This window comes from Schleiferilactobacillus perolens DSM 12744 (assembly GCF_001435585.1).
Lineage (GTDB): Bacteria > Bacillota > Bacilli > Lactobacillales > Lactobacillaceae > Schleiferilactobacillus > Schleiferilactobacillus perolens.
Genome location: NZ_AZEC01000005.1, coordinates 203,643 through 220,419, shown reverse-complemented (window position 1 = coordinate 220,419; position 16,777 = coordinate 203,643). Strand labels below are relative to the sequence as shown.

21 protein-coding genes and 1 pseudogene are annotated in these 16,777 nt (G+C 51.4%); all 22 read right to left on the bottom strand.

Annotation, left to right across the window (positions count from 1 at the left end; genetic code table 11):
* Window positions 1-9: 9 nt before the first annotated feature.
* Window positions 10-1,722 carry a terminase large subunit gene (locus FD09_RS07760; protein ID WP_057820026.1) on the bottom strand — a complete coding sequence of 571 codons (1,713 nt, stop codon included), beginning with the start codon at window positions 1,720-1,722 and terminating at the stop codon, window positions 10-12.
* A 19-nt stretch (window positions 1,723-1,741) separates the two neighbouring features.
* The gene (locus FD09_RS07755) at window positions 1,742-2,194 is read right to left on the bottom strand and encodes a P27 family phage terminase small subunit (protein WP_057820024.1); all 453 of its coding nucleotides are present in this window, start codon (window positions 2,192-2,194) and stop codon (window positions 1,742-1,744) included.
* Between the two features lie 200 nt (window positions 2,195-2,394).
* Window positions 2,395-3,234, bottom strand: coding sequence for an HNH endonuclease (locus FD09_RS07750; protein ID WP_057820017.1), 840 nt, complete (start codon window positions 3,232-3,234; stop codon window positions 2,395-2,397).
* Window positions 3,224-3,499 (bottom strand): hypothetical protein, encoded by a 276-nt coding sequence (locus FD09_RS07745; RefSeq protein ID WP_157053718.1) that lies wholly within the window; start codon window positions 3,497-3,499, stop codon window positions 3,224-3,226. The genes FD09_RS07750 and FD09_RS07745 overlap by 11 nt, the downstream gene beginning before the upstream one ends.
* Before the next feature lie 275 nt (window positions 3,500-3,774).
* The gene (locus tag FD09_RS07740; protein ID WP_157053717.1) at window positions 3,775-4,212 is read right to left on the bottom strand and encodes a hypothetical protein; all 438 of its coding nucleotides are present in this window, start codon (window positions 4,210-4,212) and stop codon (window positions 3,775-3,777) included.
* Window positions 4,213-4,218: 6 nt separating this feature from the next.
* Window positions 4,219-5,571 carry an SNF2-related protein gene (locus FD09_RS07735; RefSeq protein WP_057820011.1) on the bottom strand — a complete coding sequence of 451 codons (1,353 nt, stop codon included), beginning with the start codon at window positions 5,569-5,571 and terminating at the stop codon, window positions 4,219-4,221.
* Complete coding sequence (locus tag FD09_RS07730; protein WP_057820009.1) at window positions 5,532-5,846, bottom strand: PDDEXK family nuclease; 315 nt, start codon at window positions 5,844-5,846, stop codon at window positions 5,532-5,534. Before FD09_RS07730 ends, FD09_RS07735 begins: the two co-directional genes overlap by 40 nt.
* A gap of 347 nt (window positions 5,847-6,193) precedes the next feature.
* Window positions 6,194-8,617 carry a DNA primase family protein gene (locus FD09_RS07725; protein WP_057820007.1) on the bottom strand — a complete coding sequence of 808 codons (2,424 nt, stop codon included), beginning with the start codon at window positions 8,615-8,617 and terminating at the stop codon, window positions 6,194-6,196.
* A 71-nt stretch (window positions 8,618-8,688) separates the two neighbouring features.
* The gene (locus FD09_RS07720) at window positions 8,689-8,907 is read right to left on the bottom strand and encodes a DUF3310 domain-containing protein (protein ID WP_057820005.1); all 219 of its coding nucleotides are present in this window, start codon (window positions 8,905-8,907) and stop codon (window positions 8,689-8,691) included.
* A gap of 12 nt (window positions 8,908-8,919) precedes the next feature.
* Window positions 8,920-9,270: a hypothetical protein gene (locus tag FD09_RS07715; RefSeq protein ID WP_057820003.1), complete on the bottom strand. Its 351-nt coding sequence runs from the start codon at window positions 9,268-9,270 to the stop codon at window positions 8,920-8,922.
* Complete coding sequence (locus tag FD09_RS07710; protein WP_057820001.1) at window positions 9,270-9,656, bottom strand: hypothetical protein; 387 nt, start codon at window positions 9,654-9,656, stop codon at window positions 9,270-9,272. The genes FD09_RS07715 and FD09_RS07710 overlap by 1 nt, the downstream gene beginning before the upstream one ends.
* Window positions 9,649-9,894 carry a hypothetical protein gene (locus FD09_RS07705; RefSeq protein WP_057819999.1) on the bottom strand — a complete coding sequence of 82 codons (246 nt, stop codon included), beginning with the start codon at window positions 9,892-9,894 and terminating at the stop codon, window positions 9,649-9,651. The genes FD09_RS07710 and FD09_RS07705 overlap by 8 nt, the downstream gene beginning before the upstream one ends.
* Entirely contained in the window at window positions 9,891-10,193 is a 303-nt protein-coding gene (locus tag FD09_RS07700; RefSeq protein WP_420806850.1) for a hypothetical protein, read from the bottom strand. The genes FD09_RS07705 and FD09_RS07700 overlap by 4 nt, the downstream gene beginning before the upstream one ends.
* A 177-nt stretch (window positions 10,194-10,370) precedes the next feature.
* On the bottom strand, window positions 10,371-10,544 hold the full coding sequence (locus FD09_RS16255) for a hypothetical protein (RefSeq protein WP_157053716.1): 174 nt from the start codon (window positions 10,542-10,544) through the stop codon (window positions 10,371-10,373).
* A complete protein-coding gene (locus FD09_RS16250; protein ID WP_157053715.1) occupies window positions 10,537-10,704 on the bottom strand; it encodes a hypothetical protein in 168 nt (55 codons plus the stop codon). Before FD09_RS16250 ends, FD09_RS16255 begins: the two co-directional genes overlap by 8 nt.
* Window positions 10,701-11,570: a hypothetical protein gene (locus tag FD09_RS07695; protein ID WP_057819996.1), complete on the bottom strand. Its 870-nt coding sequence runs from the start codon at window positions 11,568-11,570 to the stop codon at window positions 10,701-10,703. Before FD09_RS07695 ends, FD09_RS16250 begins: the two co-directional genes overlap by 4 nt.
* Before the next feature lie 92 nt (window positions 11,571-11,662).
* Window positions 11,663-13,611, bottom strand: a pseudogene (locus FD09_RS07690) (DNA polymerase).
* Entirely contained in the window at window positions 13,608-13,853 is a 246-nt protein-coding gene (locus tag FD09_RS15910) for an NUMOD4 domain-containing protein (RefSeq protein WP_083487656.1), read from the bottom strand. Before FD09_RS15910 ends, FD09_RS07690 begins: the two are co-directional and overlap by 4 nt.
* A gap of 3 nt (window positions 13,854-13,856) precedes the next feature.
* Entirely contained in the window at window positions 13,857-14,561 is a 705-nt protein-coding gene (locus FD09_RS07685; protein ID WP_057819994.1) for a beta clamp domain-containing protein, read from the bottom strand.
* 13 nt (window positions 14,562-14,574) lie between these two features.
* Window positions 14,575-15,141 (bottom strand): DUF2815 family protein, encoded by a 567-nt coding sequence (locus FD09_RS07680; RefSeq protein ID WP_057819991.1) that lies wholly within the window; start codon window positions 15,139-15,141, stop codon window positions 14,575-14,577.
* Between the two features lie 2 nt (window positions 15,142-15,143).
* Entirely contained in the window at window positions 15,144-16,334 is a 1,191-nt protein-coding gene (locus FD09_RS07675; RefSeq protein WP_057819989.1) for a DUF2800 domain-containing protein, read from the bottom strand.
* Window positions 16,335-16,748: a hypothetical protein gene (locus tag FD09_RS07670; protein ID WP_057819987.1), complete on the bottom strand. Its 414-nt coding sequence runs from the start codon at window positions 16,746-16,748 to the stop codon at window positions 16,335-16,337.
* Window positions 16,749-16,777 lie beyond the last annotated feature (29 nt).

Sequence of the window (16,777 nt, the reverse complement as noted above, 5' to 3'; positions counted from 1 at the left end):
CATCACCTCCTAAAATCCAAAATCGTCCGAGAATACGCGCTCATCGTCCAGAAAGTTGTCCAAATCCTCGGTAAATGCGATTGCATAAGCATCCAAAGCAGCGTCGATCATGTCTATTTTGTTGGCGTACTTGTTTTTGTTGATCCGCACACCGTTGTTGTCGGACATCAAGACCGCGTTCATCGCCGCCGCCCGCAGAATCCGATTATCGGAGTGCTTAATTTTGCCGCTAATAATATCATCCCGAAACTGCTTGGTGGGCATGGACAGTGTCAATGTACCTTGACGAACCGCAACCATTGACCATTCTGGATGGTTCTTTTCAATAGTCGTGAGTAATGGGCCAAACTGATAAGGGTCGTACATGATCCCCTGGACATCCAGGTCATTGCGCTCGATAAAGTCTTCGAGCCATTCATAAACGCGGTCATTGTCGATAACGCCCGACTCCAGCCGAGATATTTCGCCTTCGCCAGCTTTTTCCGCCGCCAGGTAATCCACACGGTCAGTCTTAATCTTGTTTTCAATTCCACCTTTAGAGGCCACAAAACCATAACCATCAAGCCACCACCAGCCCTTTTGCGGAACCAGCCATGTTGTGGCAAATAAGTCACTGGTCCGACCCACATCAACCCCCAACCAAACTCTTGAGCCTCGGATATCGGGCTTTTCTTTTAGCTCTGAGGATTCCCAGCTGTCCGCATCTAGATAACTATCCTCGGAGGCTTGCCGCCAGATATTCCAGTTCTTGACCAACTTTGAGTTGAGCGTGCCATCAGCGCGAGCAGATTTAAGCTTATCGGTCAAATAGTCCATAATCTGGTCATGCACCACATCCACATCAAGCAAGGGGTTGGCTTTAATCCAAAGCTTCGGGTCATCAACCTCTGAAACATCATCCATCTCTGCGATAAACGCAAAGTACCGTTCTGCCTCGACTTCACCGGCGAGCACTTTCTTCGCGTAAGGATAGTTTTGGGTAAACATCGGCACGTTCATGTCAAAACCTGCGGTACTGATAATAAAGGTCAAATAAGACGGCAACAGCACTTGCCCCGAGGCCAGGGTCTCAAGCATGTCGGTGGTTTTAGCGTTGGCGTACTCATCGACTACTGCCACGTGTGGCTCATATCCATCGACTAGCCCAGCGTCGCGCGAGAATGAGCGGATAGTCGAGCCATCCTCCAAATTGACTATCTCATCTCGGGTGATTTTAACCATTCGTCTGATGTTCTGGTCTTTTCTAATAAGTGCTGTGAGCCGCGTTTTGACCATGTCAAACACGATACCGGCCTGCTTCCGATCATTGGCAGCGGTGTACAATTGCCGCTTGTTGGCCGGATTTTTGCCAAATAGGAACTCATATAAAATGACCCCACTAATCAGCAAGGACTTACCATTCTTCCGCGCCATTGAAATGAACACGTCGGTAAATCGTCTGATTGTGGAGTCCTTTTTATCAACCCAACCGTAGATGACGCCAATAATAAATTTTTGAAATGGTGCGAGTGGCTGTGGCTTGCCAGATTTTGGTTCCGGCAGCAACTCCATAAACTTAACGGCTTTTCCTGCCAGTTCTGGATCATATCGCCAGCGCCAATCCGCCCGCTTTAAATCATTCTCTTGCCGTTTGACTGCGTCGAGTACCGCGTGAGAAGTGACCAGTCGGTTTTCGAGCACACGTTTAATAAAATTGGGTAGCGGGTCTCTAAATTTAGCCATTTTCTGGTCACCTCCTCCATTAGCCGAACATGTCGGTCAGGCTCTGGGTTTCTTTTGGCTCTTTCGGCATATTCATCGCCATCCGACTGTTCACGTTCAGCCCCAAATCACTGGCCAAGCCTTTAATGGCGACCGTCGCTTTGTTCAGGACACCGACATAGCTGTAGTATTCTTCTTCATCACCAGCGCTGAGCGCGTGCTTCATGTTGATCGACGTATTTTTATAGACCGAATACCATGTGCAGTAGTTTTCCAGCTCTGCCCGATCCAGGTTTCGAAGTGGCAGCTTGCCGAGACTCGCGATGATCCGCTTATATTCTTGTCGAGCAATCGGGTCCAGGTGATTGGGCGGCGAAACCTGGAGCGGCGTTAAACCATCCGCCGCCAAAATCTCCGCTTGCAGCTTGGCTTCCTGTTGTTTCTTGGTCAGATTGCCCTTGGACATTTGTAGCACTTTATATTTTCCTGCCATCCCCACTTTCACCTCCTAAACCATCAAAAAATGGGTTATATCACCCCCCTGACCCCCTAAAATCGTTAGAAATTGGGATGCGAAAAAGAGGACGCCCGTTCAAGAGCGCCCGTTTTCATAACCCCCGATAAAATTGGCGGGGGTAGGTCGGGAGTCTCCAGTCCCCGTGGCGCGCGGTTTACGTCGTCGGGAAACTGGAATTAAATATCAAAATTAAATTCAAAAACTTTTTTCTTTTTGAATTTTGTGTTTTTAACAACTTTGAATTTGTCGAATTTGTTTTCGGCTTTTAACTTGTCGACTTTATCCAAGACTTTGAGTAATGAGATCACATCTCTCTTGTCATGACTCAATCGCTTGATGCAATCATCTTTGCTTGTGTCCAACATGATGTGTCGCAAGTCTCGACTCGCAAGCAATGAGTCAAGCTTGTCATCAGGATATGTCATGACCAGCCACACATTGTCGAAGGTCTGCTCAGCCTTAAGCTTGCGAACGATGAGTTCGTAAAACAGCTGAATGTAATCATTGACGTCAATGTTATGATCGTGTCCAGGTTGACCAGTGAGTGCTGACATCAGTCTGTCATAGTCATAGATCAGGTCATGTGATCCCGCATGGTCAAGCACATATGTACTCTTGCCGCTGCCAGGATACCCAGCCACTACCGTGATTGTCATAGCCCTTTGCTGTCCCTTCTTGCGCTTGGTTGTTTCACGTCGAGTCTTCCAGTAATGACAGTCGCGACACAACGCTTGCAGATTGTCTTGGTTGAGTCTGTCGTCCCAATCATCCTCACTTGGAATAATATGATCGACTAATGATGCAGCCAAACCACATCGCTGACAGATACTGTCATCCCTAATGAGGACTTGCTCTCTGGTCTTTAGCCAGGCAGCAGAGTGATAAAACTTGACGTACTCTGATTGTCTTTGGTTGCGGGCTTGATTGTATTGGCGATCAGAGTCCTGTCTGATTTTGGTGGCAGCATCAACTAAGACACGTCGGCCATTAATCATCGCCAGCTTCTTATTCGCCATTGTACTGACCAAACTGTTCCTCGAAGTATGCAACACGCCCTTGCATCAGCATCTTGGTTACTAGCTGCACCTTCTTCATTACAACATCACTCTCAGCAGCTTCGACCCATAGTGCTGGGGCAATCCCAAAGTATTTAACCTTCAAACCATCTGTGTGAAGCAAAGTGTTGACTGACTCGCAACAAACCTCATCGGGATTCACATAATACTTTTGATACATTTTTGCCTGTGCTTTATTCGCACAAATTAGCAGCTCTTTCTGCAAGATAATCAACCTCCAAAGCATAATAAAAAGGAGCCGCATACCACTGGACGGCTCCCTCAAAAGGAGAAAGATAATGAAGAATGTGGGCTGGGAGTCTGTTGTCAACCAGCCAAAGAGTTGCACGGGATTTGCACCCGCACAACCCAGATAATCAGTGCACCGCTCTTATCAAGACGACTGGTAATGGTCCAGTCAATGCAGTAGTTTGCCGGCAACTCAATTATCTTATACTACCAGTATCAACCCTAAAAACTTTTATATGTTGCAGTTTTGTCTCACTCTCGCACCCAGCCGAGTTTAACACCGAGACAGGTGATGAATTTACGTCGGAGACGGCTCACTTTGGACTTATCCATGTGCAATAGTTGGCCAAAGCCTAAGAGCGACAAGTTAGGATGCGGGTGGAGATAGATTGCCTCAATCACATCCCGGGTCTCGTTGTCACTCTCATCCCAGGTCCGTTGAATCTGGAGTTGATAATTACGCAACTGACGGATAGACCGCTGATTTTCCAACATCAAGACCCCAATCAGTTTATTTTCTGTAGCTTGGGGGTTTGGTGAATGACCACCCCCAATGTTTTCATCAGTATTCTCCTGCCGGAAGGCAAATTGCTCATCGGCAATGATCTCTTCTATTTCTTTATCCATGTGCGGATACTGTCGCAACAGCGACTCAATGTGTTTGTAAATGCCGTAGTCAACTCGTGCCAAACCCAATCACTCCCCTAACTGTGCTTTAACCGCATTGAGCAGTGCGGCTTGACCCCTGGCTTTGCCTTGCAAAACTGTCATGACCCGCTCGTCGATGGTGTCCTTAGTGATAATGTGATGGACGATCACCGGCTGAGTCTGACCTTGACGCATCAGGCGGGCATTGGCCTGCTGATAATACTCCAGCGACCAGGTCAGCCCGAACCACACAATGATATGCCCGCCCGCTTGGAGATTCAGTCCGTGCCCAGCTGATTGCGGCTGAGCCAAGAGCATTGGTATCTTGCCCGCATTCCACCGATGGACATCATCGCTACCTGTGTCCAGCCGTTTAGCCTGCGGAAACTTTTTGAGTATCCGCTCCGCGTCGTGCTTAAATTGATAAAACACCAGCACCGACTGGCCTTGGGCCTCGTCAATGATATTAGCCAGTGCATCCAGCTTGTGGTCGTGGACCTTGATTGTTTTACCATCATCGTCATAGATGGCCCCGTTGGCCAGCTGGAGCAGTTTGTTAGCCAGGACTGCTGCATTGCTGGCAGTGACACCATCGTCTCCCAACTCGGGAAGGACATAATCCTTTTGCAGCTGCTTGTACTGCTCCGTCTCCTTTGGTGTCATCTCCACCTGCACAATGTTGTCGGTGCGTGGCGGCAAGTCCAGCAACTCTTTGGACTGCATGGAGATGGTGATGTCGCCAATGCGATCGTAAATCGTCTTATCCGCTCCCGGGTTGAGTACCCAGTTGTAAACGACATATCCTGACTGCATTCCTGGGTGAAAATAGGTTCGACGATAGTCGCCGATGGTCAAGCCCAGCCGTGTTCCCCGGTCCAGCAGATACATCTGCGGCCACAAGTCCATCAGGGAGTTGGGTGCGGGTGTTCCAGTAAGTCCAATCACTCGATGCATCAGCGGCCGCACTTTGCGTAATGCCTTAAACCGTTTTGCTTGCGGTGACTTAAAGCTGGAGAGCTCATCGATGACCACTGTCTTAAATGGCCACTTACGACCGTAATACTCGACCAGCCACGGCACATTTTCGCGGTTCGTGATGTACAGGTCGGTTGTCTGCTGGAGTGCTGCCGACCGTTGTTGAGCTGAGCCGAGTATTGTTGAGTAACTCAACCCTTTTGTTGAGTCCCATTTGTGGATTTCATCCGGCCAGGTGTTTCGGGCGACAGCCAGCGGTGCAACGATCAGCACCTTGCCCAAATCCTCCAGCAGCTGCAAGTCAGCAATGGCCGTCAGCGTGGACAAAGTTTTGCCAAGGCCCATATCAAGGAACAAACCGCAATACCGGTTGTTGATGATGAAATCTACGGCGTATTGCTGGTACCCTCTGAGTTTTGCTTCCAAGATTTCACCTCCTCAACAAATTCACTGGCGGCGATTTTACTATCCACGATGTTCACCTTGAAACCCTGACGAGCTAATCGCTTATGCATCATCACCTGATTCATTCGTGGCTTCTTGCCCGGCTGCTGCAATTCAACAAACCAGATTCGTCCCGCATAAATCACTAACCGGTCTGGTACTCCTCGCACACCTGGAGCGGTCCACTTGAAACATTCCGCCCCGATCCGTTTGACTCGTGTCACCAAGAAATTCTCCACGTCGCGTTCAATCGTCAATTTTTCACCTCGTCATGGTTGTGTGTCAGAAATCGCATTTTTTGCTCAACTATTTATACGCTATATACTTTTTACTTTTTACCCTCTGCCCTTTACTCTTTATATACTCTTTTTAAACCTCTATATAATAGTAGTAAAAGTTGAATTTCTGACACAGAATAGGCTATAGCCCTTGAGGCTGTTGAGTTTTCCGCTGTGTCACGAATTGCCTTTTGTGCCAGAACAGCGGCACAAAGCACTGAAATCAGTGGACGAATTTTTAGGTGCGTGCTCCGACAGCCAGATCGGTCGGCCACGAATTCTATTCTTCATCAATTCTGTCTCCAAATTCTGGAACTCTGACACATTCAGTCAAAATCTGACACAGCCAATTTAACGTCCTGCCAGATCCAAACTGGGTTTTTTTCGATTCGCTTTCGAGTTCTCGTGAGTCCCAGTTCTTCTAGCCGCTGGCCAAACTTATATCGGCCCAGAGCCTTTTCACCGTTCTCCATGCTGTAATTGGTATAGGCGTTGTACATATCCTCAACTGTAGTAACTTGACCGTCGACCTTGTTAACTGCCTCGGTGACAAAGCGTCCCACCTGGTCGTTGCCGATTACCCAGTCTTGCAGCTCGCGTTCCATCATAGATGATTCCGTAAAGCTGCCACTCTTAATCAGTCGCCGCAGGCCATCCATCGCCCGGTTAAAGATACCCGGTGCTTCTTTGAGCATCTGCTTAAGCGGGAATTGCTTGATAATCTCAGGTGTCACCTTCCGGTTGATTTTCAAGATGATCGCCCGCCGAGTCAGTCCGCCGCTGAAATCCCGCATCGCCGGCAGCTTGTTCATGGAAAATGTCAGCTTGGCGAAATTGTAAAATTTCAGCGGGTCGGAGAATTTCACGTCGGCATAGGTGATATCCTCACCGGTCAGTGTCTTAAGGATGGCGCCATCTTCCAAGTACTGGCTCTTGGCATCACTGTCGAAGTTGGCCGTCTTTTGATACAGTCCCGCTGGCGCAAAAGGCTTGGTCATCAGGGCCTCTAAGGTGACTGCCGCTGATGCCTGCTCGCCGATCGCGTTGCGGATGACGTTGATGAGTGTCGATTTCCCAGTTCCGCCGCCGCCATACAAGAACAGCATTTTTTGAATGGGGTAGCCCCGGAAAAACATATAGCCGATCCACTCATAAATGAAGGGCATGTTCTCCTCACCCAGCAGCCACCGGGCGTAGCCGTCAAACGTCGGGCAATCGGCACGGTGGTCATACTGCACCGGATAAAAGGCTCGTGCGTGCAGGTCTGGGTGATAGCCCTCGCTAAACGTGTTGTCCTGCCAGTTATAGATGCCATTGGCCAGCACCAGCTGACTGGTGTCTGGTGCCGGAAATGGGTCATCCGCTTTGATCAGTCCCTGGATGGCCGTCTTGGTCTCTCGTATGAGATTGATCTTAGTCAGCTTGCGCAGGTAGTCTTTGGTCAGAATACTGGTCAGATAGGTGTCCGTATCATCCCGCCAGATGCCGGTCTTGTCGTCGTACCGTAGAAACTCACGCTTGTCGAAAAACAGCGGGTGCTCAGCGATGACATGCTCGGCCAAATGATATGTGTTGATGACCGGATTGCCCTTATCTGTGATGGTCAGCCATTCAGCCAGGTCCTTGGTCTTATCCGCCTCAGCGCCGTCCTCTTGGTCTTCCCACGTGTCAAAATCATCATCGGCGGTTCCGATCACGTCTTGCTTCCACTCGGCGTTGACGCCTTTATCTTCTAAAGCAAATTGCGTCATTGCTTTGGTACTGGGCAGTTTGTTGACGGGTGTGCCATCTTTGGCTTTGGCGTCCAAATCATTAAACTTGTGCAGCCGGACCAAATCAAACGCGTTGGTCAGCTGGCCCCCAGTGGGGTCTGTCCCGTGGTGAGAATAGGCAAACTGGTCATCGTACAGCACCAGTCCGCCGACCGTGCTTCCCGGAATATAGGTGTAACGGTCCGGGTGTCGAGTTGGCGCATACACGTCTGGCAGAAACTTTTCGATGGCCTCACGAATCGGGTACACCCGATTAAAAGCGCCAATTGCCCCTGGTTTGGTCAAGGGGTCGCCAGCCATTTTGGCCTCATGCTGGTGGACTTCGGCCTCCCGGTCAGATACCGGCCAAAAACTGGAATCTTGCCAGTCGGTGTACTCCCCCAGCACTTTGTCCGGGTCGAGCAGCTCCCCGTCTTGGTGGCGGTAGAAATACTCCGCGTCCTGGGAGTGCGACGGCCAAAACATCAGCCGTTCCGGCTCATAGGTTGAGTCGTCGAAATTGTTCATGCCTAACTCTGACGCGACTTTTCGAGCCAGCGGTACGTATTCCTCTGCTGTGACCACACGGGACAAGGGAATCACAAACCGCATCCGGGGATTGTCCGGCCGATACTTATGCGTGCTGTACACGGCCAGGCTGAACCCCCAAAGCAGCTCCGCGTCGTCCCACAGGTTGTGATCTGGGAAGTCGACGTCCAGGGTGAGCAGACTGCGGTTTTGCACGCTGCCGACTTTCCGGCGGCCCTGTTTGAGCCAGCCACCGACAAATCCACCGACATCTTTAATCTCTTCCTGCTGCTCCCGCGACATTTTAGCCCACTCGGCCATTGTCTCGGGTGTTATCGTCGGATGGCTGAGCCGGTCCAGCAAGTCAGACCAGAGCATCACTTTATTGCTCCACTTCTTGGTCTTGCGGCTGGGAGCCATAGCAATATGCAGCTCGGGATTTGGCTTAGATTCGGTATTTTGTTCCAGCATTATCCGCTCTCCTTCCTATTAAAAATCTGACCAACCATCTTCGCTCTCTCCAGGTTTCAACTCAGCCAAGTTCACTTCTTCGCCCCCTCCTCTTTTTTGATTAGCCGATTGAGATACGTGCGCGCCTTGTACAGGTCTTCCACACCGTTCTTGCCCTTGTATCGGTAGACATACTTGATGATGTTACCGATGAGGAATGTCCGGGCATTCGCGCCATACAGATCATACATGGTGTCGATCACGTCTCTGCCGTCGTGCTGGTAATAGGTAGGCTTGATGTCTTTCGTCATTGTGCGCCCCCCTTATCGCAGGTCCTGAATTAATGAATACACGGGTGAGATGGCGTCAGCGAAGCTACTAAGTGAGGCCATTAATAAGATGAATGCGAGAATGGCAGCAATGCTAGCGATAGTAACAAACATGAAATGCATGGAATCTTCATGCACAGACCGCTTCTCATAAGCTGGTATTTTCATCGATTGCCGCAAGCAGACAAAACTCGCCACTCCTAAAATCACTACCATAACAGCAAAGACCGATCCAATCATCCACTTACGCAGTGCATATTGCTGGACAATGATGTTCAGTGATTGAGGTAATTGCTTAACCCCTTGATTCAAAAGCCGCAGCAACTCTTCAATTTGTTTTTCCATTAATTTTCCTCCAATCGACGGCCACACATTGGGCAGAAATTCACACTTGCTGAATTTCTGATGCCGTTCGAGCTCGCATCACTGACAAGCTCATCTTGTGCATTGAGATGGATGCTTGCTCCGTCCCACGAACGGTTTTTAACGATTTCGTCGAATGGCTCATGGCAGTATGGGCATTTTTTTTGCTTTTCTGTTAAAGGGGTCGATTTCGACCCCTTTTCTTGGGAAACCGCCTTGGCGAAACGCTGCCGAATAGTCATGTCATATACTGACAATCCTCTTGGCCCACGGGGACATCCTTGCCCGATCTCCAACTCCAAAACACTGCAAACCAGCTCATATCGGTTCCACAGCTCGTCAAACACGTCCTGTACTGATTCAGTCATGTTGTGCCTCCAAGATGTTCCCGTTCAGTTCACGCAACCAAACCTCCATCAACATATCGTGATCGTTATAGTACAGTTGCTCATTCTCATCTCGTTCAACATCTTGCAGATCGATGTCCATGAGTTTAGCAATTCGCCAAAATTCGGCTTCCAGCTTTTTGGGGTCATCAAACGCACCAACAACCGGGTTGTCTTGCATTGATGCCTGGAAGAGCAATACATAAATCATTCGTTTCATTTCTCCGCCTCCAATTTCACGATTTCACCGGTTTCCTCAACGCGCCAGGCGCCTAGCACCCATGCAGTAGCGAAGGTGTTTTGATTGGCAATTATCCATGCCAATGGCTCACTAACCTTATGTCCGTTTCTGGCCGTGTCCAACACGCCAAGCAAATTAGTTTGCCCGTGTGCTGATTGCAACATCTCTCCCACCACTTTCGGAATCACCGGCAGATCATCTGGCAGGGCGGCGGCGTAACGAGCACTATAATCAGACAGACTTTCCGACCAGTCTTCAAATGACCCGTCCCTAGGCAAACTACTAATAAAATTTTGTTTCCAATCATCTAGTGCCCGCTCTATAACGTCCCGCTTCGTCTCATTGCTCAATCTAAGTCGCCCCAATCCCTCGCGGTCATGGCCGCTTCTGAGCCTTCTGTGTGTGGCAATAGGGGCAGCTACTCTGGGCATCAGTCTTGCCTAATTCAATCATTCTTATTCCTCCAAATCGGTAATTCGGTCTAATACTGCTTGCACTGGCTTGTGCTCGGGTTTAATTTTGTCGACAATGGCGTATAAATCGGCGGCAAAAGCCGGTGCACTCTTGCCACTGGCAAAATAATTGGCAAACGCCATGTGGATTTGAGTTTTTGCTTCTTCCTTATTCATGTTCTCGTTTCTCCATATTGATGAGCAGCCGATCCCGGCCCTCTTGCTTGATACTGGCTTTAACTCCCCAGCTCCAGAGCGCTGACGCGATGAGCTGGTCCAGCGCACCAGTGTGCTCAGGGTTATAGTTGAGCACGTCAACTGTGATTTGAGTTTTCATCGTTCCACCTCATGCCATTCGTTATCATAGTTGACCCAGATCCCCTGCGAGATGCGCCAGCCGTTTTCCGTGACGCGAGGTATCATTCTGAGCTTCCACCGCAGACTCATAATCCCTGATTTGTCCCGGGCTTCGTTCAAGCTGATAAAGTAATGCGTGCTACGATCGACCAGTTGGTATCCCAGATAATGGGCAACCGGATAAACGGTCAGCTTATTTTCGCGGATGATTCGCCATACTGATTTCGGCTGGAGTCCCACCAAGTCTCCGATTTCGGCCTTAGAGTAGCCCAGCTTAAGGCATTTCTGGATTGCTTCAATCTGCTTGCCTTTTGCTTGTGCTCGCAAATTTGATGCTTTGGTCGGCGTATTTGTCGGAACATGCGGCTCACGCCAATTTCCAGCACCGTCTTGATACCAGCGGCCATGCTGCACGCGCCAGTTTCTAACGGTCGTGTCCAAGTCGCCATCGTTGAGTACCAGCCGATTCCGACCAAGGCGGACCATTTTGTAGACTGCCGATCGACTCTCGGGGTAGTTCACTTCGCCTGTCTCCAAATTTGTGACGCGCCAGTAACGGTGGGGCAATACCTCGAAATGTCCATAGCGCAGGTCGCTTGTCACGGTAGTTGATGAGACCCCGAGAACAAAGGACATATCCATTACGTGCAGACCCGCTTTAATGAGTTCCGAGTAGCGTCTCATTCGAGCTAAACGGGCCTCACGCTTTTCAACAATGTTGTGTGCCAGTTTTGGTTTGGTCACCTTTTTGTTGACAGGGTCTTCTCTTAATGCTTTCCGGATTGGCTTCCACCGGGGGTCTTTTCGTGGTGCATTGACTCTTTCTAGAGCGATGATCTGCTCCAAAATTTCAGGGTGTTTCGATAGTCGTACCCTTTTCTTTCCCTCCAGAATCGTTTCAGCTGGGCCTTTTAGGGCTTACTCGTCTCTGTTTCTTCTTAGTCTTTCTTGTAATACAAGCTTTCAAATCCTGCAGCGTTCAGCGGCAAGCCCTTGGCCCACGGCTCTGCCTGACACATAATGTCGCGCAGCCGAAGCCGTCAGGCACATCAGCCACGGCCTCATCGTGGATGTGCATGATCACCGGATACCCGCCGGCCTCCAGCCGGAGCATGGCATCGGCCAGTAAATCACGGGCCGTAGCCTGCACGATGTTTTCCACGATTTTGCCGCCATAGGTGTCGAGCCGCATGAACCCAACCTTGTCGCCTTGGCCGTCGTAAGTGATGTGGCTGCGGCCATCAGGCTGCTGCTCCAGTCGAGGCTTGGCATAAGCCAGCCGCCGGCCACTTGGCAACTTGATAAAAAGAAACCCTTTGCGTTTGTAAAACATCAAACCCTTTTGTAGTCGGACAACGCCGCCGCCAGACAGCACGGTCTCCACCGCCCGTTGACAGTCATACCAAAACCGCACGATGTGCTTATTGGCGTTGCGCCATTTGTCGACCAGCTCCGGCAGCTCATCCTCGGTCAGGCCCATGTTGAGCGCCCCCATCGCTTTGAGCGCGCCGACCGACCCCTGATAGCCCAGGGCCAGCGTGGCGACTTTGCCCTTCTGCCGGGTCTGTTTATCAATGCGGTCCATGGGGATGTTAAACATCTGACTAGCCGTCGCCTCATAGATTTTGCCGTGCGTCCTAAACGCATCCAGCGTCCATTCCTCACCGGCATACCAGGCAATCACTCGCGCTTCGATGGCCGAGAAATCGCAGACCACCAACCGGTGACCAGGGCTTGCCGTGAGACCCGTGCGGATGAGTTGCTTGAGCACGTCCGGCACATCGCCATAGAGCAGGTCGATGGCTTCAGCGTCCTGGGCTTTGACCAGTGATCGGGCCAAGTCCAGGTCCGGCAGATAGTTTCTGGGCAGGTTCTGGACTTGGAGCAACCGGCCCGCCCACCTTCCGGTTCGCGAGGCTCCGTAGAACTGGAGCAATCCGTGGACCTTGCCGTCAGCGCACCGCGCATCCTCCATCATCAGATACTTCTTAGTGCTGGAGTTGGACAGCTTGAGCCGTGTCTCCAGGGCATCGGCAACCATCGGCGGCAGCTTGCCGCTGTCCAGTGCTTCCTGGACCAGGGCCTTGCCGAGTTTCTCCATCGGGGTGCCTTGGTCCCGCAGCCACTGTTTGAGCTGCATCAGGCTGTTGGGGTTGTCGAGACCCGTGACAGTCTTGAGATGAGCCATGTTAATGGCATTGGCGTGCTCCATGATGTGGATGGCGCCATCGGCCAAAGGCACGTCCACAGCCACACCTCGGTCGTTGATGCGCTGGTCCATGGCCCACAGATCCCACTCATGGGCTTGCGTTTTGATGGCAGCCAGCTTGTCGCTGATGGCCGCTTCGGTCCGCACGTCTTGAGCGTTGTAGGACTTGTATAGCTCCCAGTCCTCAGGTGCGTCTGCCGGCATATTGCGCTTGCTCTCCGGCTGCTTGACCGTTGGTTTCGTCGGCGTTGAGAAATACCGGATGAGCCGGACCCCGCGGGGGTCCTTGACCTGATCCACACCGAGGTAGTTGGCGGCTTGCTTTAGGCTAGCGGGCAGGCCCAGCTCCATTGCTTGGACCATGGTGTCGCGCCACTGGCGTGGGTCCAGCCACTCGTCGGGTCCCAGCCGTTTCAGCCGCCGCAGAATCCGAGTAAATGACACCCGCTCAAACTGGGCATTCCAAGCTTCCTTGACATACTCCGGGTCGGTCAGCGCATCGAGGAACCACTCCGGTATCGACTGCTCGGTCAAGTCCACCGTCTCCACGTCTGCGTCGTCGATCTTGTAGCTGAGCAGAATAATCTCAAAACTCGGGTCATCGGTGTAGCGGTAAACCCCGACGCTGGGCAGGTCGGCAGCCGAATACGTTTCGATATCACATAGCAAGCGAGTCAAGTAATCGCCTCCTTTAACCACCAGAATGTCCGCTTGTGTTTAATGGAACTGATGGCATTTTCGGAGACTTGATACATGTAGGCTAGATTTACAACCCGGTTGTCTCGTGGATTTCCATTTAGATGCCGAACACCTCGTGCAGTCTTTTGAACACGATCTACACTTTTGATTCGGCCGCAGTTTGAGGCTCGGTATCGTCCTTCAAAGCCAGGAATATCTTTCCAAATCTCGGCTTGTTCCATAAGCTAGAACGTCCGTAGCGGCGTGATCAGATAGCTAATGCCCCCGTCGTCTACAGAGAGAGTGATCGGCCGCAGTGCGCCGTACCAGTCGACCCGGACGAGTCCGTCGGCCCGCCCAAAGTAATCAACGAACAGGCGGAAGGCGTTGTACAGGTAGCGCGGGTTGATTCCGGTCGGCTCCAACTGGTCCACACCCAGAGCATTGTGCGTGATCATCGTCACCTGACTGGTGTCAGAGCCGATTTGCAAATAATCCTCCGAGCGGTCGTCTTTGCGGAATTGCATTCGCACGACTTGGCTATTGTCGGGACCCGCTGCCGGGTAAAACATCGACTTAATGACCGGCAGAGCCTTGCGCAGCTCCGGGGTCAGCAGTTCGAACGTGACATCACCTGGTCCAGCTGGAATCAGCCGATCAGTATCTGGATAAGCGCTACCGATGAGCGGATCACCCTCTTCGAGTTCGGGCATAAACTTAAGCAGGTTTAAATTGACATTGATACCTAGATTGTGAAACTTCCGGACACGGAGCAGGACATGTGTATCGGTCGCCACCGCACTGCCATCGCTGGTCAGGTGCAGATTTTGCAAAATGGGGCGATTATCATTCTTGCTGACGACATCCTTAAAGGCCCGCTCCAGTGCACCGGGGCGCATGTTGTCAAATCCTGGCAACCGTTTGATAGGTTGTTTTGTTGCTTTAATCAATTTGCTCACCCTCCTAGCCTAACAAGTCGTCATCGTCTTCTTCGTCGTCATCCCATTCGTCGAAATCATCATCCGCAGAAGTCCGACCGTCCAGATGCTCACCATCAGCAACCACCTGGACATTATTCAGACCAGCCGAGATACCCTTATTGCCACTAGTGTTATACGCATAAGTGTTCAGGCTCACCCGGGCGTACACGCCGGAGTAGACTTCTGCTTCCGAGGTCACCGGGTTCTTGGCGCCGTCAATCACTTGGGGTTGGGTAGTGCTGGAAAGGTTCATAAAATAATGACCCTTCAATTCTGGATAATCGCCGGTATTATCGTTGGGGTCATCGCCATCTCGCAAGGTGGTCTTGACCTGTTCAAACGTCAGTCCCTTAAGCTTGTCGGCCTTAGCCGCGTCATATGCGACCTTCTGAGCGCTCTTAATTTTTTTGAGCGTCGCCTTGTCTGCCTTGTCGATGATGATCATCGTTGAATACTTGGCATCCCCGCCGTTGATTGCGTGTGGTGCCAGCAGGTGGACAAATGAGAGACGGACTTTTCCAGTAACTACTTTTGTTGTTAATTTAGCCATGATTATTTTTCTCCTTTGATTGTGTCTTCGTTGTATTCGTCAAAATCGTCTTGCGCTGAGCTGGGTGTGAAGGGCTTGCGGTGGTCCTCTTCCGGGACCAGCGTTGGCTTGCCTTGCGGCTTGTCGACCAGCTCGCCCAGCAGCTCATTAAATTCTTTCTTGCCGACTAATCGCTCCAGCGCGGTGAGGGTCTTAAGCTCTTGGGGCTTAAAGATATCCTCGATCCCCGCCGACTCCAGAATGGACTCGGCCTTATCCTTGTCAGTGATCACGCGGACACTGCGGCCTTCGACCACCTTGTACCCAGGAATCTCTTTGCCGTGCGTGAGTACCTGGTCGGTGGCGTAGTCCTCTACTGCGGTGAGCCAACGCTTGATGCGTGGAGCTTGGTCGAGAATGTCCGCAATCTCTGCATCCGTGAGGGTATTGGCCTCTTTAAACTTGTACTTGCGGATTTTGAGATTAGCCTCAGCCAGATGCTTATCAAACCCCGCCGCCCGATAGAACGCGGTACTGCTGGGGTTTTCAAAGTTCCACGGGCCCTCGCCATTGAGTGCTTTGTCCGCCGCCGGCATCACGACATTTTTGCCCCAGTCCAGCAGCTCTTGCAGGCTCATTTCAAAGCTGGCGAGATTGTCAATTCGGGGCTGGTTGATGGTCATCCGCACCGTGGAAAAATCGTACAACAGACCTAAGTCGTGATATGCTCCTAACGCGTATAGCATCAGCTGCACGTTGTGGTCCGCCCGGACGCGAACGCCCTTGCCGTACTTGTAATCCCAGATGGATAAGACATCATCGTTGACAAGGATCGTATCGGCTGTCCCCCAGCCGCCGGGTGCCCACTCCCCGAAGTCGACACGCGTCTCGGAGTACAGGTCGGCGCCCGGCATACTGGCCAGGTCCTCCATGACCAAATCGACGTGTTGCTGGGCATAATCCTCCATGGACTGGCCATAATACTGTGAGCTGGCTTTGAGCCGCTTGACCTCGGTGTTGTATTTGCGCTTGGTGATCTGCTCGGTGACCAGTTTGAGTTTGAGTTCCACCAACCGGTGGGCGTCGGTGCCTTCTTGCGCATAGGGACTAGACGGGTTGGGGATGCCTTCTTCCATCCAGAGAGACGGTGGGTTGTTGAGCCACTTTCCTGCTCCGCTCGCGCTGAGCTTGGAGTGCTGTGTGGGTGTAGCCATTTATTTCAGCTCCTCGGTAACCTTGTTGGCGAACCAAGCAAAGTCTGTGGGGTCCAATTCTGAGAGATTGGTGACCCCAAAGCTCTTAAGGATGGTCTTGAGCTTCTCCCGACCGCCATTTTTGTGGATGAGGTCGGTGGCGATTGCCCGGATTTGCGGCAGCGTGTAATAGCTGGAATTGTTATCCGGCTCAGGTGTCTCGGTGTGGGCCTTGGGTGCCTCAATCGCGGGATCGGGTTTAGGTTTTGGTTCGGTCTTCTTAACTGGCGTCGGTTTTTCAACAGGTGCTTTGGCCTTAGTGGCCACTGGTTTCGGGTCCCAATTTGCAGGGCCGTCCGTGAGCGTGGCCAACAGTGTCTGTAAGCCGTCGACGAGTTCTTTGCTATTGTTGCCGGTAACTTTTACTTCTAACATTCTTCATACCTCCAGGTGTGTGGTATACT

What these genes read in the sequence shown, in the direction of transcription:
- FD09_RS07760 (WP_057820026.1), bottom strand. Translation starts at nt 1,722, where the DNA reads ATGGCTAAATTTAGAGACCCGCTACCCAATTTTATTAAACGTGTGCTC.
- FD09_RS07755 (WP_057820024.1), bottom strand. Translation starts at nt 2,194, where the DNA reads ATGGCAGGAAAATATAAAGTGCTACAAATGTCCAAGGGCAATCTGACC.
- FD09_RS07750 (WP_057820017.1), bottom strand. Translation starts at nt 3,234, where the DNA reads ATGGCGAATAAGAAGCTGGCGATGATTAATGGCCGACGTGTCTTAGTT.
- FD09_RS07725 (WP_057820007.1), bottom strand. Translation starts at nt 8,617, where the DNA reads ATGCTGGAACAAAATACCGAATCTAAGCCAAATCCCGAGCTGCATATT.
- FD09_RS07720 (WP_057820005.1), bottom strand. Translation starts at nt 8,907, where the DNA reads ATGACGAAAGACATCAAGCCTACCTATTACCAGCACGACGGCAGAGAC.
- FD09_RS07715 (WP_057820003.1), bottom strand. Translation starts at nt 9,270, where the DNA reads ATGGAAAAACAAATTGAAGAGTTGCTGCGGCTTTTGAATCAAGGGGTT.
- FD09_RS07710 (WP_057820001.1), bottom strand. Translation starts at nt 9,656, where the DNA reads ATGACTGAATCAGTACAGGACGTGTTTGACGAGCTGTGGAACCGATAT.
- FD09_RS07705 (WP_057819999.1), bottom strand. Translation starts at nt 9,894, where the DNA reads ATGAAACGAATGATTTATGTATTGCTCTTCCAGGCATCAATGCAAGAC.
- FD09_RS16255 (WP_157053716.1), bottom strand. Translation starts at nt 10,544, where the DNA reads ATGAATAAGGAAGAAGCAAAAACTCAAATCCACATGGCGTTTGCCAAT.
- FD09_RS16250 (WP_157053715.1), bottom strand. Translation starts at nt 10,704, where the DNA reads ATGAAAACTCAAATCACAGTTGACGTGCTCAACTATAACCCTGAGCAC.
- FD09_RS15910 (WP_083487656.1), bottom strand. Translation starts at nt 13,853, where the DNA reads ATGGAACAAGCCGAGATTTGGAAAGATATTCCTGGCTTTGAAGGACGA.
- FD09_RS07680 (WP_057819991.1), bottom strand. Translation starts at nt 15,141, where the DNA reads ATGGCTAAATTAACAACAAAAGTAGTTACTGGAAAAGTCCGTCTCTCA.
- FD09_RS07675 (WP_057819989.1), bottom strand. Translation starts at nt 16,334, where the DNA reads ATGGCTACACCCACACAGCACTCCAAGCTCAGCGCGAGCGGAGCAGGA.
- FD09_RS07670 (WP_057819987.1), bottom strand. Translation starts at nt 16,748, where the DNA reads ATGTTAGAAGTAAAAGTTACCGGCAACAATAGCAAAGAACTCGTCGAC.